The 23,790-nt window shown below is 39.3% G+C and carries 23 protein-coding genes; 13 read left to right on the top strand and 10 right to left on the bottom strand.

What is annotated here, in order from left to right; all coding sequences use genetic code 11:
* Positions 1–12: 12 nt before the first annotated feature.
* The 5 genes from BLO34_RS06715 to BLO34_RS06695 all read right to left on the bottom strand — a co-directional run bounded on the left by BLO34_RS06715 (position 13) and on the right by BLO34_RS06695 (position 6,336).
* A complete protein-coding gene (locus tag BLO34_RS06715) occupies positions 13–1,458 on the bottom strand; it encodes a T9SS type A sorting domain-containing protein (RefSeq protein WP_090753785.1) in 1,446 nt (481 codons plus the stop codon).
* A gap of 180 nt (positions 1,459–1,638) precedes the next feature.
* Positions 1,639–3,825 carry a glutamine synthetase III gene (locus tag BLO34_RS06710; protein WP_090753783.1) on the bottom strand — a complete coding sequence of 729 codons (2,187 nt, stop codon included), beginning with the start codon at positions 3,823–3,825 and terminating at the stop codon, positions 1,639–1,641.
* A gap of 114 nt (positions 3,826–3,939) precedes the next feature.
* Positions 3,940–4,908 carry a calcium/sodium antiporter gene (locus tag BLO34_RS06705; protein WP_090753780.1) on the bottom strand — a complete coding sequence of 323 codons (969 nt, stop codon included), beginning with the start codon at positions 4,906–4,908 and terminating at the stop codon, positions 3,940–3,942.
* Complete coding sequence (locus BLO34_RS06700; protein WP_231959582.1) at positions 4,909–5,400, bottom strand: DUF421 domain-containing protein; 492 nt, start codon at positions 5,398–5,400, stop codon at positions 4,909–4,911.
* A 126-nt stretch (positions 5,401–5,526) separates the two neighbouring features.
* Entirely contained in the window at positions 5,527–6,336 is an 810-nt protein-coding gene (locus tag BLO34_RS06695; protein ID WP_090753775.1) for an SUMF1/EgtB/PvdO family nonheme iron enzyme, read from the bottom strand.
* A gap of 113 nt (positions 6,337–6,449) precedes the next feature.
* Between BLO34_RS06695 and fsa the strand changes: the two genes are divergently transcribed.
* Positions 6,450–7,106 carry a fructose-6-phosphate aldolase gene (fsa, locus tag BLO34_RS06690; protein WP_090753772.1) on the top strand — a complete coding sequence of 219 codons (657 nt, stop codon included), beginning with the start codon at positions 6,450–6,452 and terminating at the stop codon, positions 7,104–7,106.
* A 118-nt stretch (positions 7,107–7,224) separates the two neighbouring features.
* Here the strand turns inward: fsa and BLO34_RS06685 are convergent, their stop codons facing one another.
* Positions 7,225–8,673: a TlpA family protein disulfide reductase gene (locus BLO34_RS06685; protein WP_090753769.1), complete on the bottom strand. Its 1,449-nt coding sequence runs from the start codon at positions 8,671–8,673 to the stop codon at positions 7,225–7,227.
* Positions 8,674–8,821: 148 nt separating this feature from the next.
* Between BLO34_RS06685 and BLO34_RS06680 the strand changes: the two genes are divergently transcribed.
* From BLO34_RS06680 to BLO34_RS06655, 6 genes are all read left to right on the top strand, one after another.
* The gene (locus BLO34_RS06680; RefSeq protein ID WP_090753767.1) at positions 8,822–10,441 is read left to right on the top strand and encodes an ABC-F family ATP-binding cassette domain-containing protein; all 1,620 of its coding nucleotides are present in this window, start codon (positions 8,822–8,824) and stop codon (positions 10,439–10,441) included.
* A gap of 81 nt (positions 10,442–10,522) precedes the next feature.
* On the top strand, positions 10,523–10,807 hold the full coding sequence (locus BLO34_RS06675) for a riboflavin synthase subunit beta (RefSeq protein ID WP_090753764.1): 285 nt from the start codon (positions 10,523–10,525) through the stop codon (positions 10,805–10,807).
* An 8-nt stretch (positions 10,808–10,815) separates the two neighbouring features.
* On the top strand, positions 10,816–12,654 hold the full coding sequence (mutL, locus tag BLO34_RS06670; protein ID WP_090753762.1) for a DNA mismatch repair endonuclease MutL: 1,839 nt from the start codon (positions 10,816–10,818) through the stop codon (positions 12,652–12,654).
* Positions 12,655–12,657: 3 nt separating this feature from the next.
* Positions 12,658–13,350, top strand: coding sequence for a rhomboid family intramembrane serine protease (locus BLO34_RS06665; protein ID WP_090753759.1), 693 nt, complete (start codon positions 12,658–12,660; stop codon positions 13,348–13,350).
* On the top strand, positions 13,350–14,243 hold the full coding sequence (locus BLO34_RS06660; RefSeq protein WP_090753757.1) for a rhomboid family intramembrane serine protease: 894 nt from the start codon (positions 13,350–13,352) through the stop codon (positions 14,241–14,243). The genes BLO34_RS06665 and BLO34_RS06660 overlap by 1 nt, the downstream gene beginning before the upstream one ends.
* A gap of 178 nt (positions 14,244–14,421) precedes the next feature.
* Positions 14,422–14,784, top strand: coding sequence for a hypothetical protein (locus BLO34_RS06655; RefSeq protein ID WP_090756508.1), 363 nt, complete (start codon positions 14,422–14,424; stop codon positions 14,782–14,784).
* 104 nt (positions 14,785–14,888) lie between these two features.
* Here BLO34_RS06655 and BLO34_RS06650 read toward each other — a convergent pair whose 3' ends face one another.
* Positions 14,889–15,521 carry a trimeric intracellular cation channel family protein gene (locus BLO34_RS06650; protein WP_090753755.1) on the bottom strand — a complete coding sequence of 211 codons (633 nt, stop codon included), beginning with the start codon at positions 15,519–15,521 and terminating at the stop codon, positions 14,889–14,891.
* Positions 15,522–16,253: an RDD family protein gene (locus BLO34_RS06645; RefSeq protein WP_090753752.1), complete on the bottom strand. Its 732-nt coding sequence runs from the start codon at positions 16,251–16,253 to the stop codon at positions 15,522–15,524. It abuts the gene before it with no gap.
* 38 nt (positions 16,254–16,291) lie between these two features.
* On the opposite strand from BLO34_RS06645, the gene BLO34_RS06640 reads away from it, so the two are divergent.
* From BLO34_RS06640 to BLO34_RS06615, 6 genes are read left to right on the top strand one after another with little or no spacing between them, the layout of a single operon-like run.
* On the top strand, positions 16,292–17,263 hold the full coding sequence (locus tag BLO34_RS06640; protein WP_090753749.1) for a stage II sporulation protein M: 972 nt from the start codon (positions 16,292–16,294) through the stop codon (positions 17,261–17,263).
* Positions 17,241–18,173 carry a hypothetical protein gene (locus BLO34_RS06635; RefSeq protein ID WP_090753747.1) on the top strand — a complete coding sequence of 311 codons (933 nt, stop codon included), beginning with the start codon at positions 17,241–17,243 and terminating at the stop codon, positions 18,171–18,173. Before BLO34_RS06640 ends, BLO34_RS06635 begins: the two co-directional genes overlap by 23 nt.
* Positions 18,170–18,928, top strand: coding sequence for a hypothetical protein (locus BLO34_RS06630; protein WP_090753745.1), 759 nt, complete (start codon positions 18,170–18,172; stop codon positions 18,926–18,928). The genes BLO34_RS06635 and BLO34_RS06630 overlap by 4 nt, the downstream gene beginning before the upstream one ends.
* Positions 18,928–20,241, top strand: coding sequence for a DUF4350 domain-containing protein (locus tag BLO34_RS06625; protein ID WP_090753742.1), 1,314 nt, complete (start codon positions 18,928–18,930; stop codon positions 20,239–20,241). Before BLO34_RS06630 ends, BLO34_RS06625 begins: the two co-directional genes overlap by 1 nt.
* Entirely contained in the window at positions 20,238–21,368 is a 1,131-nt protein-coding gene (locus BLO34_RS06620) for an AAA family ATPase (RefSeq protein WP_090753740.1), read from the top strand. Before BLO34_RS06625 ends, BLO34_RS06620 begins: the two co-directional genes overlap by 4 nt.
* Positions 21,368–22,702 carry a DUF58 domain-containing protein gene (locus BLO34_RS06615; protein WP_172823961.1) on the top strand — a complete coding sequence of 445 codons (1,335 nt, stop codon included), beginning with the start codon at positions 21,368–21,370 and terminating at the stop codon, positions 22,700–22,702. Before BLO34_RS06620 ends, BLO34_RS06615 begins: the two co-directional genes overlap by 1 nt.
* An 8-nt stretch (positions 22,703–22,710) precedes the next feature.
* Here BLO34_RS06615 and BLO34_RS06610 read toward each other — a convergent pair whose 3' ends face one another.
* Positions 22,711–22,905, bottom strand: coding sequence for a hypothetical protein (locus BLO34_RS06610; protein WP_090753732.1), 195 nt, complete (start codon positions 22,903–22,905; stop codon positions 22,711–22,713).
* Positions 22,906–23,012: 107 nt separating this feature from the next.
* The gene (locus BLO34_RS06605) at positions 23,013–23,717 is read right to left on the bottom strand and encodes a DUF4197 domain-containing protein (protein ID WP_090753730.1); all 705 of its coding nucleotides are present in this window, start codon (positions 23,715–23,717) and stop codon (positions 23,013–23,015) included.
* Between the last annotated feature and the right edge of the window lie 73 nt (positions 23,718–23,790).

Below are 23,790 nucleotides of genomic sequence, written 5' to 3'. Positions count from 1 at the left end.
AAAACATGCTGTTTATTCGACTATTAATTTGAAAGCATTGTCTTGATTCTCTAAATTCACAAAATAGATTCCTGTTTTTAGATCGTGTTTAAGTTGACTGTTTTGTAAATTTCCTTTGAGTACCATTCTACCGCTCAAATCATTAATTTCAAAACCATTGTCGGAAACTGTGTTGCCAGAGAAATTAACTATTCCGTTAGTTGACGGATTGGGATACATGTTGACTGAAGTTCTTTCAACTCTTGAAATAGATGCTGTCGCAGGGTTGAATACATAAAGTTCATTTCCCAAATCAGTATTAGTATCTTCTCCCTCAAAGTATAGGAAACCGTCCAATAATGTTATATCATCTACATCTTTGATTGTATTATCTAGCTGTACAGTTTCAACACCATCTGTTCTAAATAAAAAACTATCTGTAGATGAGCTAGACTCAGCACTATAATAAACGAAATCCCCAAACACCACATAGTCACTTGGGTCGTGATCCGGATTGTCTCCAGTGTTTGAACTAACTTGAGTGATAGTACCAGTAGTGGTATTCAAATTCCATAACTGGTCACCTGCGCCATTGTCTCCTTCAAAAAGAATATTCTCATTGAAATTGAAAATATTGTTCACACCGTTCATACCAAGCGCGTCGTTTTGTGGGACTTCAATGGTATTTGTATTTGTGCCGTCACTTTGCCATAAATTGCCTTGTGCTTCGAAATAAAGAAGGCCATTAGCTACAGTAAAACCGCTTATACCTGAATTAGCATCTCCACTTGCTATATCCTTTACAAGAGTATATACATCAGAAATAGGATCATAAGAGTATAGCTCTCTACCTACAGTTGCTTCATCAACGCTATTCTCTATATAACCATAAATCAGACCATTATAGGTGGTTAATTCTGTTGCTGTAGTAATGATTTCATTTCCTGCAGAATTCAGTGCTACTTGCGCATCATTTGTACCATCCCATTCAGATAATTGATTATTCCCGCTTGGAAGGTTTGCAGTCAAGAATACCGTATTCCCCAAAACAACGGCGTTGTTGGGAACATCTCCAGTTACTTCTGGAAATAGATCCACTTTGACTGTTCCAGCCGCAGTGAGGTCTGAGGTCCAAAGTTCAGCTGCACCATCATTAGCAGTAAAGTATAACATATCATTGAATATGAATACATTAAATGGGTTTGAGGCCTCTCCATCACCAACGGCTATATCAGCAACAATAGAAGTTCCTGCCGCAGTGCCATCAGATTTCCAAGGTTCAGTACCAGTATCGGTGCCTCCAGAATTTATTCCAGATGAATCATCTGCTGTAAAGAAAAGTTGACCGTCATAAGCAATAATATTTCTAGGATTCGACCCACTCGATCCATCATTGATGTCGAGTACTAAAGTTGGTGCCTGAGCCATAACCGCTCCGGTTATAAGTAATGTTGATAATAAAGTGTAAATTTTTTTCATGAGATAGAGTTTTTGAATTGGTAAAATTAATTATTATTTAGACCTATTCCAAATAGATTGGATGTATCAATTAGATTTATAATATAACATAAAGTATTGAATGTTAGAGGCTTTAAATTTTGAAACTTTTTTATGGTTAAAAAAATCCCCAACAAAATGTTGAGGATTTCTTGAATTGCATTATCGAGTAAATAATAACTCTCTGTATTTAGTCAGTGGCCACAACTCATCGTCCACTAGAATCTCCAGCTTATCACAATGATATCTAATGTCTTCAAAGAATGGCTTCACTTCATCGCAGTAGAGGTGAGCGGTCTCAACGGCATCTTTGGCATTGTTTGCCTTTTTACGAGCATCTGTCATATCAGTAATACCTTTATTGATATTAGCAATATGGTCAGAGATTTCTTCAATAATCTCCATTTGTTCATGGGCGATTTTTTTGAAGTCTTTACCATAGATTTCTTTCAAACCACGTACGTTTTCGATAAGTGTATTCTGATACTTAATGGCTGTTGGAATAACGTGGTTGCGAGCGATATCACCTAACAAACGTCCTTCAATCTGAATGCGCATTGCATACTCTTCAATCTCTATTTCGTATCTAGCCTCAGACTCTACCTTACTCATGATATTAAGGTCTTCAAATAACGCTATAGACTTTTTAGAGATTTTTGCTTTAAGGGCTGTTGGAGTGGTTTTGTTATTGCTCAATCCACGTTTTTCAGCTTCTTTTGCCCATGCATCACCATAGCCATCACCTTCAAATCTAATTTTCTTGGATTTTTTGATGTATTCTCTTAATACATTAAAGATGGCTTCATCTTTCTTAAGTTTTTTACCCTTAATCAAAGCATCAACTTCTTCTTTAAATTCCATCAGTTGTTTTGCAACGATAGCATTAAGAACTGTCATTGGGTTAGCACAGTTGGCGGTAGAACCTACAGCACGTAATTCAAATTTGTTACCGGTAAAGGCAAACGGTGATGTACGGTTACGGTCTGTGTTATCAAGAATTACTTCTGGAATCTTACCTACAACATTGAGTTTAAGATCTGTTTTTTCTTCTGGTGTTAATTTACCGTCGGTAACTTTTTCTAGCTGATCCAGTACCTTAGTTAGCTGTGAACCAATAAATACAGAAATAATAGCTGGTGGCGCCTCATTTGCACCTAGACGGTGATCGTTGGATGCGCTAGCAATTGATGCACGAACAAGCTCTTCATGATCATGTACAGCCTTAATCGTATTAATAAAGAACGTCAAAAATTGTAGGTTCTTCATTGGTGTGCTTCCTGGACCTAATAGGTTAACTCCAGTATTAGTCGATAATGACCAGTTGTTGTGTTTACCACTACCATTGATGCCAGCAAATGGCTTCTCATGGAACAATACTTTAAAGTGGTGTCTTGCTGCTGTCTTGCGCATCACATCCATCAATAAACTATTGTGGTCCACCGCAAGGTTAGCTTCTTCAAATATAGGAGCAAGCTCAAATTGATTCGGCGCTACCTCATTGTGTCTTGTTTTAACTGGTATACCTAATAACATACATTCGGTTTCCATATCGCGCATAAAATTCAAAACACGCGTTGGAATGGAGCCGAAGTAATGATCATCCAATTGCTGCCCTTTCGCGGAAGCGTGACCCAACAACGTACGACCTGACAAATCAAGATCTGGTCTTGATGAAGCTAATGCACTATCAATTAGGAAATATTCCTGCTCCCAACCTAGTGTAGCTACCACCTTAGTTACATTTTTATCAAAGTATTTACAAACTTCTGTCGCTGCTTGATCAATTGTTTGAAGTGATCTCAACAATGGTGTTTTAAAGTCAAGTGCCTCACCAGTATAGGAAACAAATACGGTAGGAATACATAAAGTGGTACCCATGATGAACGCTGGCGACGTTGGATCCCAAGCCGTATATCCACGAGCTTCAAATGTATTTCTGATTCCGCCATTAGGGAATGAAGATGCATCTGGCTCTTGTTGAACGAGTTGACCACCGTCAAATTTTTCCATGACTTCACCGCTCATTTCCAACTCAAAAAAGGCATCGTGCTTTTCTGCTGTAGATCCAGTAAGTGGCTGGAACCAGTGAGTATAGTGGGTCGCACCGTTATTAATTGCCCAATCTTTCATACCTGTAGAGATATGGTCTGCAATTTCACGATCTATTTTAGTACCTGTCTCCATCGCTGACATGACGCTCTTGTAAGCTTGTTTTGTCAAATGTTGACGCATCGCTGATTTGTTAAAGACATGCTTTCCAAAAATACTGCTGCGACGTTCTGGTTCTGTAACGGAAACCGGTTTGCGGTTCAACGTCTCTTTGATTGCTTGAAATCTAAGTGTGGACATATTATTTTTTAATTGAATTAGTGCTGTAAAAATATTAAAATAAGAAAAGTACCCCTAAAAAAAAGAGGGTTTAATGTTAACAAGATAAAAAATAAGGATGATATGCCCTAAAGATTACAGGGCACTGAAGATATAATAAATAAACAGCCCGTAAATTGCTAATAATCCAATTCCTTTGAGTCTAAAAATGACATAACGCTTAGGAATAAATGCCAGAGGTAGTAAAATAACAGCAAAACCTATCATCCAGAAAATGTCGTTAGTGAGTAACGATAAATTCTCGCCTTGAAGTTCTATGGGCTGTATCAATGCTGTAATACCTAAAACTGACCCTATGTTGAAAATATTACTTCCCACAAGATTCCCTAACGAGATGGCTTTTTCTTTTTTGAGCGCCGCAATAAGAGATGCAGCAAGTTCTGGAACAGATGTTCCTATCGCAATCATTGAAACGGCGATCACACTTTCCGGAATTTCAAAGGCTGTTGCAATTTGAACAGCTCCTTTCACCAACCATTCAGATCCTAGCCATAAGGCTGCACCACCTAATACGAGAAATAGGATAATCTTCCACCATTTGTTCTGTTTATCAGGTTCGTCTAGATCTACATCTAGATCAATGTCCACAGCTGCAGGTTGCCTGCGCGCTCTTCTAATGAGTAGCACTAAAAATACGATGAGTAAACCAACAAGTAGAATACCTTCTAGTCGTGTGATATTGTTTTCAGTCCATAAGACACCAAAACAGATTAGGCTAAAAACGACCATCCACAACCAATTGAACTTAAAAAAGTCCTTATCCATGACGAGTGGTGCCACCAGAGCAGTGGCGCCTAAGACAATTCCAATGTTAGCAATGTTGGAACCTATGACATTGCCTACAGCAAGGCCAGAAAGCCCATTGAGTGCACTTTGAATACTTACGATTAATTCTGGAGCGCTCGTCGCAAAGGATACTACGGTAAGACCTATGATCATTCTGGATAGATTGAGTTTTAGGGAAAGGCCTACAGACGATCGCACCAGCAACTCGCCACCCAACACCAACAATACAAATCCCAAAATGATATAGAGAACACTCATTTAATAACCTTCAACGTCTTCCATGATAAAGTCTTCCATTTTTTCATCGCCACTAGTGTGTAGAACGCTTACATCACCAGTAGTTTCCAATACGACAGCACGCACTTCACTCAATCTGATCACATTAGCTTCCCGCAGTTTTCCTCTTAATTCGTTTTTGGTAACCTTGGTTTTTTTAAGGTTTTCCTCAATCATTTTACCATCTTTCATTAGAAGCGTTGGCGTATTATCGATCATGGATCTGGCGGTTTTGCTTTTGAACATGACGTAAGTCACAAGATAATTGAGCAAATAAAGCATTCCAATCAATAGTGCGCCTACAAAAAGTGAAGGTGAACTGGTCGCAGCGCTCATCGCAAGTAGATTACCTATGGCAACCGTATTTAGAAAATCAAAACCGGTCATCTTGCTAAAACTCTTGAGGCCAAAAAGCCGCGTAAACACGATGAGCAAAATGTATAAGAAGATCGTGCCTATAATGACTTCAGGCATGAACTCAATTTTTTCTGTATAAAGTTTCCAATTAAAGTCCATGTGAGTTGATAGTTTAGATGTTAAAAATGAGTTCGCTTTCGCGAAAGCGAAAACAAAATAAACATTAGAATTGTCAGGAAAATACTACTTCTTATCCACTTCACAAACACAACGGAAACCTGTTTTCAATTGGGCTTCATCATAGAATTGCAGCGGTACATTGAATAACGGAAGATAGGTGCCGTTTTGAGCAATTTCTTTGAGCTCAAGTATGATCATATTGCCATTTTCTTGAAGCTCCTTGAATGTTAGCGTGCTTGCCATTGCAGAGTATATATCATCTTGATAATACCGTACTCGCTCACGACCTTTCAATTCGTTTTCAACGCTCAACATTTCTTCTTGCGTTGGCAAACGATAATTTACCTTAAAGGGAAAACGGGCTCTCTTATTTTCAGACTTGCTGCGTATGGCGTATACGGCATTGGACAGATCAGATCTCCACAGGCAGAATAATTCTGCTTGAAATTTTGAGATATTAATTACCGGATGATAGGAGTATCGAGGGTTTTTACTGTATTCGCCTAGTTTTAGCTGCTTGTTGACGGTCGCCTTCGGATCCTCATAGGTAGCTTCCATATACAATCTGGTGTTGCCAGTCCACGGCTGAAATACGGTATCCTGGGAAAGGTCATAACGCGGATAAAACTGCATACGCTCATGCTTTTTCATGCTCCAGTAATTCTCCAGGTTGTCAAGAAACTCATTATACATGAGATTAGTCACTGGCACGCGATCTACATATAAGGTATCATTGACTTTAATTGTTCCAGGTGGTACATCAATAGCGTTTACTTCTAATGCTTCAGGTGTTAGATTTTTTTTGCTGTTGCAGGATATCAATAGTAGGGTGAAGATTATCAACAGTAGATAGCGGCTCTGGAAGTATTTCATGAAAGATGGTATGGAGCGGTTCGTTAATAAGTTCTGATCAAAAATAGTACAATCAACCGATCGCAAACCCAAATAGACTCGTATTTTTACTGGAAATTTAAGCCCGTAATCTTATGAAATTCTTTATCGACACCGCAAATCTAGATCAAATTGCAGACGCACAAGACCTGGGAGTGCTGGATGGCGTGACTACAAATCCTAGTCTTATGGCTAAGGAAGGTATCACAGGAGCAGATAACATCATCAATCACTACAAGAAAATCTGCGAGATCGTTGATGGCGATGTCAGTGCAGAGGTTATTTCAACCGACTTTGACGGTATGGTGGAAGAAGGCGAAAAACTCGCTGCTCTCAACAGCCAGATTGTTGTGAAAGTACCCATGATCAAAGATGGTATCAAAGCCATCAAATATTTTTCTGATAAAGGAATCAAGACTAATTGTACTTTGGTTTTTAGTGCTGGTCAGGCATTGCTAGCGGCTAAGGCTGGAGCAACATACGTTTCTCCGTTTATTGGACGATTGGATGATATCAGTACTGATGGATTAAATCTCATTGCAGAGATCAGGTTAATCTATGATAATTACGGTTTTGAAACTCAAATCCTCGCGGCATCTGTAAGACACACCATGCACATTCTAGAATGCGCAAAACTAGGTGCAGATGTGATGACTGGACCACTATCTTCCATTGAAGGATTGCTTAAACACCCTTTAACTGACATAGGTCTAGCAAAATTCCTAGCCGATTATAAAAAAGGAAACTCTTAAAAGGAAGTTTTTATCAAATCTAAAAACCCGAGATCCTAAATAGGATGTCGGGTTTTTTGCGTTTAATGCTTCTTGAATTGGTTGGCATTTAAGACCTATATCTTGAGCCCTTTCGATTTTACCTGTTGAGGTAGCCTAGTAGTGTAGTTTCAATTCTATAGTAGAATAGATTTATGTTGGGATCAATAATAATCAGATTACGGTCAACAACCATACTACGATTGCTGTTGCGTAAGGCGAGTTCTCTCTCAATGGATGACCTTCCGTAGATTTGGAACTCTCTTGAATCCCTAAAATCGTACTGTGCGATTACATCTTGCCATGCATCATAGTCCATGTCATCTATATTGATACCTATGAACTCAATTTCTGGATATTTGAGTTGTAGATCTTTTACTTGATCGTGGACTCCTAATGCATAGTTTTTGTCTTGGATTGACCAATAGTACAAAACAGATAAACGCTTGACTTTATCCTCTAACATCACGGTTTCATTATTGATGTCTCGTAACTCAAAATTAGGTAATGGATTTCCAGGATCAAGAGAGATATAAGTAGATGCTAGTTGAGCAATCTCTTCGTTAATTTTTTCATCTGTCGACATACTCAAGAAATCAGTGACAAGTGCATTGATATCAGTGGCATTTTTGCGGCGTCTAATAAAATTGCGAATCTCGCTCGCAGCAAAATAATTTTTCAACGTTTCATTGGTAAGCGTACTGTCAATAATATCCAGTCGCTCTTTATTATAGTAATAACTGTTGAGGTCTACCTCGTCAATATTCTTGACTGAAAGTTTTTTAAACGCAATATTGGAAACCAGCGCATTCATAAATGGTCTAAACGCATAGTTGTTGAGCAGCTTAGCCTGATTTAAATCTAGTCTCGATCTATGAGCAAAAAACTCTTCAGGAAAAATTACATTTTCATCCTCATAGGGATTCCCATCATTTAGAATGGGATAACGCTCTAATTCGTAATAGCTATTCAGGCTGATAATAAATTTCGCGAGCTTTGAAAAGTGCTCACCAAATTCATATTTAGCAATCGCTTTATCTAAATTTTCCAGACGCTCTTCCTTGACACGCAGCACATTTTTATAGAAAACTTCAGGAGATTCATTTTTAAACTTTAGAAGTCTCATATTAGACTTTTCAATATCAATATATAGCTGAATCAAAAAGTTGTTTTCTCTAGAATGAGATCCTGTAAATGCAAGGGTCTCATCAAAAGCCTTGGTATTTGCTCGCAGGCCAACACTATCACCAGGAGTCAGGTAAAAAGATTGATATTCTCCAGGGTAGGCGATGCTAAATAGTCCAGCTTCTAGATTTTCATAAGTGATTTCAAAATTACCGTTCTCATCAAGAAGCAACGTGTCTCTTACGTCTAGATAATCTGTGATGATGACAAACTCTGATTTGGGATTGACGACTTTTCCGTCGATGTACGTGGTGAATGGGACATCCTCTTCACAAGAATGGAGAAATGGTATCAAAATGAATGATAGAACTAGTAATCTAGAAAGAATAGTTCGCTTTCGCGAAAGCGTAATTATCTCAATCATATAGAAAATTCTTCATGTTTCATTCTACCTTTTACAAAAAAAGCCGTTCTCCTAGACTACATCAGTTAATAGGCTGTTAAATAAGAGCACTTTTGTTAAGCAAAAATGTGTAGGAAATCAGTACTTTTGCAGCCTTAAAAATCAAGCTATGCTAACAGTTTCAAACCTATCGGTCCAATTTGGAAAACGTGTTCTTTTTGACGAGGTCAACGCAAAATTTGGCGGGAGCAATTGTTATGGAATTATTGGGGCCAATGGTGCCGGTAAATCTACATTTTTAAAAATAATGACGGGCAAAATGGAAGCGACTAGCGGCCATGTACACCTAGATGCCGGTAAGAGAATGAGTGTGCTGGAGCAAGATCACAATGCTCACGATGAAGATACGGTCCTAGAAACAGTACTTAAAGGTAATAAGCCACTTCATAAATTGAAAACGCAAATTGATGCGTTGTATGCAGATTATACAGATGAGAACGCAGAAAAAATAGGCGAGCTACAGGTGAAGTTTGAAGAAATGGATGGCTGGAATGCAGATAGCAGTGCGGCATCACTTCTTTCTAATCTAGGTATAGGTGAGGAATACCACTATACGCTCATGCAGGATATGGATAACAAATTGAAGGTGCGTGTGCTACTGGCGCAGGCGCTTTTTGGGAATCCAGATGTTTTGATTATGGATGAGCCTACCAATGACCTGGATTATGAAACTATTAACTGGCTGGAGAATTTCCTAGCCAACTATGAAAATACAGTGATCGTTGTATCGCATGACCGTCACTTCCTGGATGCCGTTTGTACACACATTGCAGATATCGATTTTGGTAAGGTGAATCAATACAGCGGTAATTACACGTTCTGGTATGAGTCTTCTCAATTAGCTGCTAGACAACGCCAAAAAGCAAATCAAAAAGCCGAGGAAAAGAAAAAGGAACTTCAAGAATTTATTGCTCGATTTAGCGCAAACGTTGCAAAATCCAAGCAAGCAACGTCACGTAAAAAGATGATCGAAAAACTTGATATTTCAGAGATCAAGCCATCTTCCAGACGTTATCCTGCGATTATTTTTGATCGCGACCGTGAGGCTGGTGACCAGATTTTGAACATTAAGAAATTGGCTGGATCCATTGATGGAGAAGTTCTTTTCAAAGATGTGGATCTTAATCTCGCCAAAGGCGATAAAGTCATCATCTATTCAAAAGATAGTCGTGCTAGTTCATTATATTACGACATCATCAACGGCAAAACAGATGCAGATTCTGGTTCGTTCCAATGGGGTGTGACCACAACTCAAAGTTATTTGCCGGTTGACAACTCAGAATTCTTTAATGTGGATATGAACTTGGTAGACTGGCTACGTCAATACGCACAAACAGAAGAAGAGCGTGAAGAGGTATTTTTACGCGGATTCTTAGGTAAGATGATCTTCTCTGGAGAAGAAGCCTTAAAAAGTGCGCGAGTACTTTCAGGTGGTGAGAAAGTGCGTTGTATGCTTTCCAGAATGATGATGAAAAGAGCAAACGTGTTGATGGTAGATGAACCGACAAACCACTTAGATCTGGAATCCATTCAGGCATTCAATAACAGCTTGAAAAACTTCAAAGGAACTGTGTTGCTAACCACACATGACCATCAGTTTGCGCAAACCGTTGGTAATAGAGTAGTGGAATTGACACCTGGCGGCGCGATTGATCGCTATACGACTTTTGAAGAATATATGGATGATAAGAGCATCAAGGAACTGCGCAACAAAATGTACACTTCCTAGCAAACCTGGTTGTTGATAGATAGGCACCATCTTTGTTCTAACTCAAGCATATTGTAATTAAATTTGTAAAGAGCACATATTATGGGAGTTCTATCACGTCGCAAAAACAAGAAATATTCATACGAGCCTCGTTACTATAAGAACGAGGACAAGGATGGCAATCCGTTTGAGATCAGGCATAAGTTTGATGATTACCGGTCTACCATCGATAATCGTGGGCTTAAATCTAAGTTCAACAACGCGATGCGCGATTACAAGGAAGGCACAGAAAGAAAAGCCAGAACACGTATTTATATCATCGCAGCTGTATTGATACTTCTATTCCTCTGGTTCATCGATTTTGACCTATCCATCTTTAGTTTCTAATTGACTTTATGTCAGACATCATACGCTTATTACCAGACCATGTAGCAAACCAGATTGCCGCTGGAGAAGTCGTGCAGCGACCAGCCAGTGTGGTGAAGGAATTGCTGGAGAATGCTATTGACGCTTCCGCGAAAGGTATTAGCCTCATCATTAAGGACGCCGGCAAGACACTGGTGCAAGTCATTGACGACGGTAAAGGTATGAGCACAACAGATGCCCGCATGGCATTTGAACGTCACGCCACATCAAAAATAAATAGTGCCGAAGATCTTTTTGCACTAGCAACCAAAGGCTTTAGAGGTGAAGCACTGGCGTCAGTTGCGGCCATTGCTCACGTGAGCGTCAAGACTAGACGTGAAGAAGATGATTTGGGAACTCAACTGGATATTGAAGGTAGTAAGGTCACTGGTCAGGAGCCAGTAGTAACACCAGCGGGAACTATGATAAGCGTCCGCAATTTATTTTACAACGTTCCCGCACGACGTAAGTTTTTAAAGTCAGATAATGTGGAACTGCGCAACATTACTAACGAGTTTCATCGCGTGGCGATGGCCCATCCACAAATAGCTTTTAAATTTATAAATAACGACAGTGAGTTGTTCAACTTACCTGCCGGCACCTATCGCCAGCGTATCGTGAATATTATGGGTTCCAGAGTAGATGATAAACTCGTTCCCATTAAAGAAGAAACCGAATTACTGACCATTCACGGTTATATAGGCAAACCAGAATTTGCTAGAAAGACGAAAGGACTTCAATACTTTTTTGCAAACGATAGATTCATCAAGCATTCCTATTTACATCATGCGGTGGTGAGCGCTTTTGAGGGTTTGTTACCAGATAAGGCAAACCCTAGCTATTTTTTATACCTAGATGTGCCGCCAGATAGTATTGACATCAATATTCACCCTACAAAAACTGAGGTCAAATTCGAGGATGAGCACAGTATTTATGCGATTGTTCGAGCGAGTGTGAAACATGCTTTGGGGCAGTTTAGTATTGATTCCATTGACTTTCAAAAGGACACAGAGCTTGATTTGCCTTATGAGAAGGCACGAGGCACCGCAAGTGCACCGCGCATAGAGGTGGATCCAGATTTTAATCCGTTCAAACAAACCGATTCCAGAAACGGTACTGCGCATAAATCCAATGCGTACCGGCCAGAAAAGACGCCAGCATGGGAAGCTTTGTATACCGGCCTTGATGAAAGTTCCACAATGATTGATGATGAGTCCGCTTTCGCGAAAGCGGAACAATCCTTATTCACGTCAACAGAAACCGATTCTACCACCAATATTTTCCAGCTGCAACGCAAGTTTGTCATTAGCACATTGCAAAGTGGTTTGTTGGTCATCAACCAAAACCGCGCTCATGAACGCATTTTGTATGAACAACTATTGCGACAACTTACCGTGCAGAATGGTGTGAGCCAGCAGTTGCTGTTTCCCATAACCATGGATCGACCACCAGAAGAGGTCACAATTTTAAAACAACTTCAAACCGAATTGGAAAGTGTAGGCTTTCTTTTCAAAAATTTGGAAAACGCCAACATTCAAATAGAAGGATTACCGCTAGATTTGAAAGAAACCGATGTGGAGCCGTTGCTGGATTCCATCATTGCTTTCCAGCAGGAAGAATTGCCAGATGGCAGTTTCTCGCATGTGGATAGACTGGCAGCAAGAATGGCATCAAAAATGGCCATTAAAACAGGTGACGCACTCAATAAGCAGCAAATGGAACAAATGATAGACGAACTTTTTGCGTGTAAGGAACCAGAACTGACGGCCCAAGGCAAGAAAGTATTTATCAATCTCACAGGCGACCACCTGAATTCAAAATTTAACTAGTACATGTTCAACAACCTGACACCAGTCGTCAAAAATATTATCATACTCAACGTTGCGATTTACATAGGTACGGTGTTTATAGCGCCTGGCTTGTACGATGATTTGAGTCTTTGGTTTTTTATGAATCCCAATTTTCAAGTGTGGCAAATTTTTACCCACATGTTTATGCATGACTCAAGTAGCTTTATGCATATTCTTTTCAATATGTATGGTCTGTTTTTATTTGGACCGCTGCTGGAACGCTGGATGGGTAGCAACCGCTTCATTTTCTTTTACCTCGCCTGCGGTATAGGTGCCTATTTGCTCACTACGGGAATTGACTATTTCCAGTACATAGGTTACGTAAACGAACTTTCAGGTCAAGGTGCAACTGAGGCTGAAATTAGCCAAACCATATTCACCAGAACCAACCTTGCAGTTCCCATGGTAGGAGCTAGCGGCTGTATATTTGGGTTGATGGCGGGTTTTGCTTACCTGTATCCCAACATGCCTTTCCAGATTCTGTTTATTCCGTTTCAGATCAAGGCTAAATGGTTGATTGGAGCTTATGTGTTGTATGAAACCTTAAGCACATTTGGAATTCTACGACTACAGGATAACGTTGGCCACGCAGCCCATTTAGGTGGTGCTATCTTTGGGTTCATTATGGTATGGTACTGGAAGCGCAACGATATGGATGAATATAGAATCGATTAATGGATATCCTGGATAACATAAAACTGAAGTACGCCACTCTCAATGTAGTTGGAAAACTGGTTGCGGTCATCACACTAGCAACGTTGCTTTTTTGGCTACTGGCTTGGATGTATCCGCCTATATATGGATGGTTTGCTTTACCATCTAGATTTGTTCCCGTTATCTTACAACCATGGTCTTGGTTGACCTACGGCTTCATGCATGGTGGATTGCTCCATTTGTTCTTCAATATGCTCATCTTATATTTTACAGGTCAGATGATGCTCAACCTTTTTAGTGGTCGCCAGTTTTTGACGTTGTTTTTTACTGGAGTAATATCCGGTGGTTTAGCATTCACATTGGTCAGTGAGATCTTTGTGAGTTTCTTTTCTAATAATGTCCTGGTAGGAGCGAGCGCAGGAGTCTATGCCATCTTATTCTTCATTTGTAGCTATATGCCAGAGACGCAGGTGCGATTGTTTTTCATTCTCAATGTAAAACTCAAATATTTAGGTATCGCCCTGATTGTGTTTGACGTGATTGCGATAGCGACAAATACAAATGCTGGTGGTAGTGTGGCTCATCTTGCCGGTGCTGCTGTTGGTTATTATTCTGCTACACGTATGAAGGCTGGAATTGATATTTTGGAAGGTTTTGCAGGAATAGGAGATGGTTTTGTGAATCTTTTTAAATCTAAATCAGCTCAAAGATCCAAGTCAAGAAAAAGTGCTCCCAAGAAGAATCGTAACATGAAAACCGTGTATCGCAATGCCACCAAAACGGCAGCACCGGTTAAAAAATCTAGTGATCACCAGCAGCGTATTGATGCTATTCTTGATAAGATATCTGCGAGTGGTTATGAGAGCCTGAGCCGCGCAGAAAAAGACTTTCTTTTCAAAGCTGGAAAGGATTAGTATTTCCTGATTACTTTATTCTATTTACATGCAGTTTTAAGATTTTGAGTTGCATTCCAACTCGACTTGCCTAGGCTATAAACTTTAAAACTCATTTAACAATTTTTCGCACTTCGTTAGTGATGTGATGTTTTAAAGCATGTTATTTTCGAGAATTGTCAAAATAAATATGCTAAAAATGAGAAATCGACTATTTTCCCTAACTATTGCAACGCTAATTTGTTCATTTATAGGTTTTTCACAAACCTACTCTCAAAATATTAAGGTGGGCGATACTTTTAAAATTGCTAAAGTTCAAGGAGACGATTATAAAGCCATTGAATTACCAAAACCCAACTTCATAATCAAACAAGGCGGAATTGTAAACTATAGTAGCCTACAAAATGAAAAGGTGGAAGTTACTTCCATAGAAAAAAAGGACGATGGCTCAACAACTGCGACCATCAAAAAAACCACAAGAAGTAAGTTTTTCAACAGTCACAAATATCTTAAGGTCGATATAGGGAAAGCGTTGGAGAACGGTGAATTGGTTAGGTTATAAATTCCTATTTCTTTCGTTATATGTAGAAGGCTTGGAATTGGTTATGCTTTGGCGAAAGTTACCTGTCGTATCTAGGCAGGCAGACCGCACGTATAAAACATCAACTAGAAAACTGTAGGATCTTCATTGCCGGTATCGTAAAAACTAGGAAGCTGCCATTCAAACATGACGGCTAAAAAGCGGATTACAATCACAGTCAGACCTGATATTATAAAGGCCCAATTCTCAAGAAAATTAAGTTTTTCCAGAAGGAAATAGACAGAGCCACCAGCAATACATGCGGTTGCATAGATATTTTTTCTAAAAATCACCGGAATCTCGTTGACTAAAATGTCACGTATCACGCCTCCAAAACAGGCTGTTATACAACCTAAGGTGATGCAGATTACCGGATGCAATCCAGCAGTCAATCCCATTTCTATACCCACAACAGTGTACAAGCCTATCCCAATTGTATCAAAAAGGAACAAGGTCTTGCGCAGCGTCAGCAACCATTTACGGAAGATAAAGGTAACCAGCACACAAATCAAAATGGTGTAGACCAGATCCATATTGAGCATCCAACTTACGGGTCGTACGCCTATCAGAATATCCCGAAGCGTACCGCCACCAGCAGCCGTTACGAAAGCGATAATGATAATCCCAAAGGGATCTAGCCGTTTAGAAAAGGCCGCGAGCGCTCCAGAGATGGCAAACGCAATCGTTCCCAGCAGGTCAATAATTTCAATAAAATTCATCTAGTTTCCCTGAGTTAAATAAGAGTAATCCTTAAGAACGGTGCGTACAAAAATACCATCACGCAAGTCAGAGTTGGTTTGAAGTAACCCTTCAATCTTTATGCGTAACATTTTGAGCGTTTCATAATCACGGCTTTCACCAGCAAGTCTATAGATTTCTTTGATCTCATTGACGTCTCTATCGTTGAGCATATTTACCGTTAGAAATGTAGGTTCATAATCTTCCTTTACATCTTCGAGAATTGTGTGGCTGATTTTAGTTTTTTTACGGGTGTCTATCACAATCGTGTCAGATGCCATATCTCCCAATCGCTGATTTTTATCACTAAAAATAATAGCAAGAATACCAACTCCGCCAAAGGTTGGTGCGGTGATCCATATATCGACTAATCGCAACATCCATGTGATGAGGTAATCACTCCATGTGGCTGGCGAGCCATCGATTTTGACAACCTTAGTTCCAACTACAAACTTGCCTGGTGTACGGCCATTGAAGATGATATTGAAAAATAAAGAATAAAAAGCAACAGGAAGAAACATCAATTGGCTCAATCCAAAAGTGGTAAAATCATCAAATAACTGACTCATTCCATCTTCAATGTAGGTCAATATGATGAGGTAAATCAGTATAATAATTAAGTCTACCAGAATACCAGTGACCCTATACCCCAAACTGGATATATGATAGTCAATATTTACATTCTGCGCTGTATTGATAGAAGTGTTTGACATGGGATTTTTAGTGTTTATCTTTAGCCAAAATTCTCAGAATGCGCGAGGCGGCTTTTGTTAAGCAAAATAAAGAAAAATGGATGGCATTTGAAAAGGCTCTTGACGCTAATTCAAATATAAATGCTGATAGGCTTGCTGGGCTTTATATCCAGCTTACCAATGATCTTTCTTTTGCTCAAACCTATTATCAAGAAAGTAAGACATTGCTGTATCTCAACTCGCTTGCGAGTCAGGCACACCAGAAGATCTATATCAATAAGAAAGAAAAGGGAAATAAGATTTTCAGATTTTTCAAAACGGAATTCCCCTTATTTTTTGCAGATCATCAACTGACTATGCTGTATGCGTTTTTAATCTTCATGGTTGCAGTAGCCATAGGAGCGATAAGTACTTTCAATGATGATTCCTTTACCAGGCTTATTTTGGGAGATTCATATGTGAATATGACGTTGGAAAATATCAAAGAAGGAAACCCAACTGGTGTTTATCAGGAAGATGGTGCTTTTGGGATGTTTCTGGCGATAACTATCAATAACGTACGTGTGGGAATGCTTTGTTTTGCAGCTGGTTTATTAACTTCCATAGGAGCTGGATATATTCTATTTTCCAATGGTGTTATGGTAGGAAGCTTCTTTGCGATGTTTGCGCTGGAGAATGTTGGTATTGAATCATGGAGCGTCATTATGCTCCACGGAACAATAGAATTATCAGTAATTGTGATTTGTGGTGCTGCTGGAATGATCATGGGAAATGCAATACTCTTTCCTAAAACCTATGCAAGACGAGTTTCTTTTGTACGAGGTGCAAAAAACGGAATTAAAGTAATAATAAGTACCGTGCCTTTATTTATCGTTGCAGGTTTTATTGAAGGTTTCGTAACACGTTACGCATTTATGCCGGCGGTAATTAAATACTCAATAGTTGGAGTCAGTGCAGCTATTATTATAGGATACTACGTGGTGTATCCTCAATATCTTAAAAGAAAATATGAGCGATTATATAGAGCCTAGATTACGCCGTGACTTTGGTGGGATTGTTACGGCTTTTTTCAATTTCATGAAAGCCAATATTAAAGGACTCATCAATGTCTTTATCGGTTATAATGGGATTTTCTTTATCCTTTTTTTGATTAGCGTCTACTTTATGATAACAGGGATTGTAGAATATCTAATTCTTGAAAGTTCCCTTTATGGAGTTGGTGGTGGTGATAAAGATTCGGCATCGCTTATGATAGGGATTGCATTGGTTTTTCTTATTCTGCTCATCGCGCTGGCTACCATTTTCAACTATTCCATATCAAGTAGTTATTTATCATTGTACGAGACTGAAAAGACCAATAATCTTCCTAAAAAGCAAGTGTGGAATAAAGCGAAGAAAGCATTTTGGGGTGTTTTTGTATTGGGTTTATGTGCTGTCGTGCTGTACTTCATTTATTTTATAGGTCAGATTGTATTGGCTTTTATTCCTATCGTTGGAACGATAGCTTCTGTAGTTATTGGATTAGGTTTTAATGCTTGGATTAGTTTGTCCATATTCAGTTACATTCATAATGAGAACCATAATATTTTCGATGCGTTTGGTGAGGCATGGCAACTGCTTTTTAGTGGATTTTGGAAAACCATAGGCGTCAATTTTGTTTTGGGATTTTTGGTTCAGATCTGCCTTCTTGCTTTACAGATAGGTCCAGCAATCATCGTTGGACTCATTACGTTTCATGCCATTGAAAATTCTGGCGACTTTACTGACAGTACCTTCAGCCATATATTGATCATTTTAATTGTGACTTTGTTTTGTATCATGATCATGTTCATGCAGCTTATCTCACAGGTGATCAACGGCTTTTTATATTTCAATTTACACGAGTTCAAACACAACGTCTATTTGCGCTCGCGCATTGACAACATAGGAGTAGAAGCATGAAGTGGAGAATAGGTGTTCTTTTTCTGTTGCTTTTCGCTTTCGCGAAAGCTCAAAATCTACAAGATCTCGTTCCTGAAATTGAACAGCGACCGCGACAGATTACAGATACACTAGGTCGTGATTATGATGACCGTACTCTCGAGGTACGTGAGTTGCCTGCTGATCTTTCAGAGCAATACTCAGGAGACGAATTTGACTATGAAGAAACTACCCAAGAGGCAGATAATTTTATAACCGATTTCTTTGATTGGTTGTTTGGTGCATTGGGCCGCTGGTTTGGCATTGAGATCAGTCCATTGTGGGCAGAGATCATCAAATGGACCGTTTATGCGCTCTTTGGAGCGATCGCAATTTACTTTTTAGTTCGTTTACTTACCGGTGAGAAAGCCAGTGGAATCACGGCACGTGGTGGAGATAATAAAAACCAAATCAAGGTTGAGGAAACCCATATTCAGGAGCTGGACTTGAACAAATTTATAAATGAGGCCATTGCTAACGGTAACTATCGCAATGCGGTTAGGTATTTGTACCTCAATTCACTCAAAATGTTGAGTTCTGCTGGTAAAATCGATTGGGATTTCCAGAAAACCAACAGTGATTATTATCGGGAAATCAAGGATGTGGACCTCAAGACACAGTTCCAGAAAGTCTCTTATTTGTACGACTATGTCTGGTATGGTGAATTTGCTATTGATGAGTCCGCTTTCGCGAAAGCGAAACAGCAATTTGAACTCCTCAACAAAAAGGCAGCCTGATGGATAAGCGATCAAAGATCATATTATACGTGCTGGGTGCCATCCTGATTGGGCTTTTTGTAATTGAAAGCAATCGTCCAAAACCTATCAATTGGCGGCCTAGTTACACCAGTGGCGATACGGTACCGCTGGGTGCTTATGTGTTGTATGATAATCTGGATGAGATTTTTGGCGATGCCAGTATAGAAACAGTCGAGCAAGTACCATTGGAATTCTTGCGTGACCATCAAGATCTGACAGGTGCAACCTATATATTTCTTAATAATTATCTTGATTTTGACGAGGTAGAAACGGATTACCTGTTGGATTTTGTGGCCAGAGGAAACAAGGTTTTTATCTCCAGTTCCAGTGCCTATGGCGCACTGGCAGATACGCTTCAACTAGAGGCAAGTTCTAGTAGTTATTACATGGATACAGGCAATGATACCATAAGAACAAGGTTGGTAAACAAGTCCTTTAAGGATCGCAGTTATGTATATCACCGTGAAGGTAGTTACCGCTATTTTGAGAGTTATGATACCTTGAGAACCAAAGTTCTAGGAGAAGTGCTAGCGTTCAATCCAGAATCTGATTATCTAGAATCCTTATTTCAAACGGACGACGAAGAAGATCTAGAAGATATCGTTGAGGATCCAGACAGCTTCAAGTCCATGAAGGAGATGGAAATCAAAACCAGAAAAACTCCGCAAGTCAATTTTGTGGAAGTGGCGATAGGTGATGGTGCTATTTATTATAATCTGAATCCGCTGGCTTATAGCAATTACTATATGCTTAATGGAAAAGAGCAATACGTAGCAGAATCTTTTTCATACCTTCAAAACGACCATATCTATTTTGATAATTACGGTAAATCAGGTAGGCGCGTGGTGTCATCACCCTTACGTTTTATTCTCTCACAGGAATCTTTGCGATGGGCTTATTATCTAGCGATTGCTGGAATACTGCTCTATATGATCTTTGTAAGCAAACGCGAGCAACGCATCGTACCCGTGATTAAACCACTTCAAAATGCTACCGTAGAATTCACTAAAACCATAGGAAACCTGTATTATCAAAGTGGCGACTACACCAGCATCGTTGATAAGAAGATCACCTTTTTCCTGGAACGAGTTCGCAGTACCTACTATCTCAATACAGAAAAATTGGACAGCAGCTTTATCAAGAAGTTAGCTACCAAAGCAGGCCAACCGCAAGACCAAACTCAAGAACTCATACAGTTGATCAATAACCTGCGAGCAAAACCCTTGCACAATCAATACGAACTAAAGCAACTCAATAAGCAAATTGAGGCGTTTTTTATAGACAATAAATGATGGAAGAAAACAACAACCCAACGCCAGAAGATCAGAATCAAAGTCAAAATCTTCCAGAGCCTGCACAAAAACAGCATGTTCATGAAACAGATGCGGTCGCATCAGAGAATGTGGTTGCAAATGAAGCACCAGTTCAAGAAGATGCTGTAAGTAGTGATTTGAAATTCAATAATCGTGTCGATCTAACGGAACTGTCCAGCGCTGTAGAAAAAGTAAAGAACGAGTTGCGTAAAGTTATCGTTGGACAAGAAGAAATGATGGATCTTTTGATCGTTTCCATTCTAGCCAATGGTCACTCCTTAATTGAAGGAGTTCCAGGAGTTGCGAAAACCGTTACCGCAAAATTACTGGCCAAAACCATGCAGGTAGGTTTTTCCAGAATCCAGTTTACGCCAGACTTGATGCCAAGTGATATTCTGGGAACATCAGTATTCTCCATGAAGAATAATGAGTTTGAGTTCAAGCAAGGACCTATATTTTCCAATATTATTTTGATTGATGAGATCAACCGTGCCCCTGCAAAAACACAGGCTGCTTTATTTGAAGCGATGGCAGAACGTCAGGTGACTATTGATGGGAAAGAATATACAATGGAAAAGCCATTTTTGGTTTTTGCGACTCAGAATCCAATTGAACAGGAAGGAACCTATCGATTACCAGAAGCTCAACTCGACCGTTTTCTATTCAAAATCAATGTAGCCTATCCTAATCTGGAAGAGGAAATCAAGATATTGGAAGGCAACCATGCCCGTAAAAATTCAGATCCCGAATCCATGATTGAAGGTATCATGAGCGCTGCCCAAATCGTACAGCATCAGGAAACCGTAAAGGGAATTGTTGTAGAGGATCATTTGATCAAATACATCGCAGAGATCGTACTGAATACTCGTAATAATGCTAATTTATATCTAGGAGCATCGCCGCGAGCATCTATCGCGATTATGAATGGTTCAAAAGCTTATGCAGCGATCATGGGCCGTGACTTTGTAACTCCAGATGATGTCAAGTACATCGCTAAGGCAGTAATGAGACACCGCATTATTCTTACTCCAGAACGTGAGATGGAAGGATTTACAGCAGATAGAGCTGTAGCACAAATTTTGGAAACCATCGAGATACCACGATAGTGAAGAAAATCTATAAAGCCTTATTTCTAAGTAAACGATTCTTTCAGGCACTGCTTGCATTGATCGTATTGTTTATCGTATCGTTTTTCTTTGAGCGATTGATAGGTTATCTGGTGGTTGGCTTTTTTATTCTATTGGGATTACTAATAGTAGACCTGATCTTGATCTATGGTAGAAGCGCTGGTGTTATCGCCAGTAGAATCTTACCTGATAAATTTTCCAATGGTGATGAAAACCCAGTAGAGATCAAAGTTCGCAATGCCTACGGATTCAAAACGTTTTTACGCATTATAGATGAGTTACCTATACAATTTCAAAAACGAGATTTCAAGATTGAAACTGATCTAGGTAAAGGTGCTTCAAAAACTTTGACTTATACGGCAAGACCTGTGGAGCGTGGTGAATTTCATTTTGGTTCGCTCAACGTGTTTGTGCAATCAGGAATAGGTTTGATCTGGCGTAAATTCATTTTTGACCACGATGCGATGGTGCCCAATTATCCATCTTTTTTACAAATGCGCAAGTATGAATTGATGGCTTTTACCAACAGGCTCAAGGATTACGGTATGAAAAAGATCAGGCGTATAGGTCATACCATGGAGTTTGAGCAAATCAAGGATTACATTCTGGGTGATGATGTGCGCAATATCAACTGGAAAGCGACAGCAAAACGCAATCAGTTGATGATTAACCAATTTCAGGATGAAAAATCACAACCGGTTTATAGCGTCATTGATAAAGGGCGAGTGATGAAGATGCCTTTTGAAGAATTGAAGCTTGTGGATTACGCGATTAATGCAACTCTTGTTATTTCAAATATCGCTTTGAAGAAAGGTGATAAGGCTGGAATGTTTAGCTTTTCAAGTCGGGTGGATAATCAGGTGATGGCGCAAAAAAGATCGTCACAAATGAATCTGATTTTGGAGACTTTATATAATTTGGATACCGACTTTCGCGAAAGCGATTTCTCACGTCTCTACATTGATATCAAGAGGAAGATCACACAACGTAGTTTGTTACTATTGTACACCAATTTTGAAACGCTGGATGCTTTGCATCGTCAATTGCCTTACCTGCAGGCCATCGCAAAAAATCATTTGCTCGTGGTAATTTTCTTTGAAAACACAGAGCTTTCTAGCATGCTAAAAGAAAAGGCAGAAACGACTCAAGAAATCTTCACTAAGACGATCGCCGAAAAGTTTGCTTATGAGAAAAAGCTCATCGTAAATGAGCTTAACAAATTTGGGATTCAAACGATATTGACAAAGCCTCAAGAATTGACCGTCAATACGATCAATAAATACTTAGAAATTAAGGCTAGAGGATTGTTGTAGAATTATTCCTAAGCAAATTCCATATTCAACGCCTTGCGTGTAGAAACGATTTCTTGATAGAGGGATTTTGCTTTATCATGAATTTTGGCAGCGCGCTCACGATCTCTAAGAGAAACTTCAAAAGACTTGCGCATCAGGCTACAATATCTTTTCTCTTTTTGGTTTAAAGTTTTTTCTGCTTGTTCGATTTCAATATCAGTCATGGTACTCTTAAAATATTCAACAGGCAAAAATAAAATTTCAACTGAAAAACATTTTTAAAGAAATTATAATCTAAGTTAATGAAATGTCAAAATGCAACGGTAATAGTCTAGTCTTGAAGAGCAAATACTCTTCTAAGCAAATCTGTAGTTCTTGCGTTTACTGATTCCCGTATCTGAATTTCTTCTTGGGCAATCATGGTAAACACACCTTGTAGCGCCTTTTGTGTGACATAATCTCTTAGGTCAGGATTGACATCATTCAATAACGGAATGGAATTGTATCTAGTAATAGCATCGGTCCACAATTTTGTTGCTCCAACCTCACCTAGATTCTTGTCGATTACTGGAGAGAATTTATCGTAGAGACTTTGCTGTGTTTTGGATTCTAGATAGCTGGTAGCTGCTCGCTGATCACCTAAAAGAATATTTTTTGCATCGGCAAAGGTGATGTCCTTTACTGCATCAACAAAAATGGGTAGTGCTTCTTTAGTAGCTTCCTCAGCAGCGCGATTTAATAGTTTAAGACCTTCATCTGCAACACTACCTAATCCTATCTTTCTCAAACCACTGTCTACATCCTGTAATTCTTGTGGTAGAAAAATCTTTACTGCTTCATTCTTGAAAAAACCATCGGTGGCTGATAATTTGGTTACTTCTTGGGTTACGCCTTTGTCCAGGGCTTGTCTTAGACCATTTCCTATATCGGCTTGAGAAAGTGCACCGCTTTGTGGTAGCTGGCTGGCGATGGATTGAAGTTCTGCACAGCTAGAAAGTGTGATACATGCAACAAATAGGAGTATTACCTTTTTCATGGATTCGGGTTTTTCCAAAGATACCTTTTAAATGCATTCATCAAATTTCTTTAGTTTTTCAATAACGGAATAA

Origin of the sequence: Nonlabens sp. Hel1_33_55 (genome assembly GCF_900101765.1) — a bacterium.
Taxonomy (GTDB): Bacteria; Bacteroidota; Bacteroidia; order Flavobacteriales; family Flavobacteriaceae; genus Nonlabens.
This window is presented reverse-complemented; position numbering and strand designations above follow the sequence as displayed.

What these genes read in the sequence shown, in the direction of transcription:
- BLO34_RS06665 (WP_090753759.1), top strand. Translation starts at nt 12,658, where the DNA reads ATGTTCAACAACCTGACACCAGTCGTCAAAAATATTATCATACTCAAC.
- BLO34_RS06705 (WP_090753780.1), bottom strand. Translation starts at nt 4,908, where the DNA reads ATGAGTGTTCTCTATATCATTTTGGGATTTGTATTGTTGGTGTTGGGT.
- BLO34_RS06675 (WP_090753764.1), top strand. Translation starts at nt 10,523, where the DNA reads ATGGGAGTTCTATCACGTCGCAAAAACAAGAAATATTCATACGAGCCT.
- fsa (WP_090753772.1), top strand. Translation starts at nt 6,450, where the DNA reads ATGAAATTCTTTATCGACACCGCAAATCTAGATCAAATTGCAGACGCA.
- BLO34_RS06630 (WP_090753745.1), top strand. Translation starts at nt 18,170, where the DNA reads ATGAAGTGGAGAATAGGTGTTCTTTTTCTGTTGCTTTTCGCTTTCGCG.
- BLO34_RS06620 (WP_090753740.1), top strand. Translation starts at nt 20,238, where the DNA reads ATGATGGAAGAAAACAACAACCCAACGCCAGAAGATCAGAATCAAAGT.
- BLO34_RS06645 (WP_090753752.1), bottom strand. Translation starts at nt 16,253, where the DNA reads ATGTCAAACACTTCTATCAATACAGCGCAGAATGTAAATATTGACTAT.
- BLO34_RS06685 (WP_090753769.1), bottom strand. Translation starts at nt 8,673, where the DNA reads ATGATTGAGATAATTACGCTTTCGCGAAAGCGAACTATTCTTTCTAGA.
- BLO34_RS06715 (WP_090753785.1), bottom strand. Translation starts at nt 1,458, where the DNA reads ATGAAAAAAATTTACACTTTATTATCAACATTACTTATAACCGGAGCG.
- BLO34_RS06605 (WP_090753730.1), bottom strand. Translation starts at nt 23,717, where the DNA reads ATGAAAAAGGTAATACTCCTATTTGTTGCATGTATCACACTTTCTAGC.
- BLO34_RS06625 (WP_090753742.1), top strand. Translation starts at nt 18,928, where the DNA reads ATGGATAAGCGATCAAAGATCATATTATACGTGCTGGGTGCCATCCTG.
- BLO34_RS06640 (WP_090753749.1), top strand. Translation starts at nt 16,292, where the DNA reads ATGCGCGAGGCGGCTTTTGTTAAGCAAAATAAAGAAAAATGGATGGCA.
- BLO34_RS06695 (WP_090753775.1), bottom strand. Translation starts at nt 6,336, where the DNA reads ATGAAATACTTCCAGAGCCGCTATCTACTGTTGATAATCTTCACCCTA.
- BLO34_RS06635 (WP_090753747.1), top strand. Translation starts at nt 17,241, where the DNA reads ATGAGCGATTATATAGAGCCTAGATTACGCCGTGACTTTGGTGGGATT.
- mutL (WP_090753762.1), top strand. Translation starts at nt 10,816, where the DNA reads ATGTCAGACATCATACGCTTATTACCAGACCATGTAGCAAACCAGATT.
- BLO34_RS06710 (WP_090753783.1), bottom strand. Translation starts at nt 3,825, where the DNA reads ATGTCCACACTTAGATTTCAAGCAATCAAAGAGACGTTGAACCGCAAA.
- BLO34_RS06655 (WP_090756508.1), top strand. Translation starts at nt 14,422, where the DNA reads ATGAGAAATCGACTATTTTCCCTAACTATTGCAACGCTAATTTGTTCA.
- BLO34_RS06610 (WP_090753732.1), bottom strand. Translation starts at nt 22,905, where the DNA reads ATGACTGATATTGAAATCGAACAAGCAGAAAAAACTTTAAACCAAAAA.
- BLO34_RS06680 (WP_090753767.1), top strand. Translation starts at nt 8,822, where the DNA reads ATGCTAACAGTTTCAAACCTATCGGTCCAATTTGGAAAACGTGTTCTT.
- BLO34_RS06650 (WP_090753755.1), bottom strand. Translation starts at nt 15,521, where the DNA reads ATGAATTTTATTGAAATTATTGACCTGCTGGGAACGATTGCGTTTGCC.
- BLO34_RS06700 (WP_231959582.1), bottom strand. Translation starts at nt 5,400, where the DNA reads ATGCCTGAAGTCATTATAGGCACGATCTTCTTATACATTTTGCTCATC.
- BLO34_RS06660 (WP_090753757.1), top strand. Translation starts at nt 13,350, where the DNA reads ATGGATATCCTGGATAACATAAAACTGAAGTACGCCACTCTCAATGTA.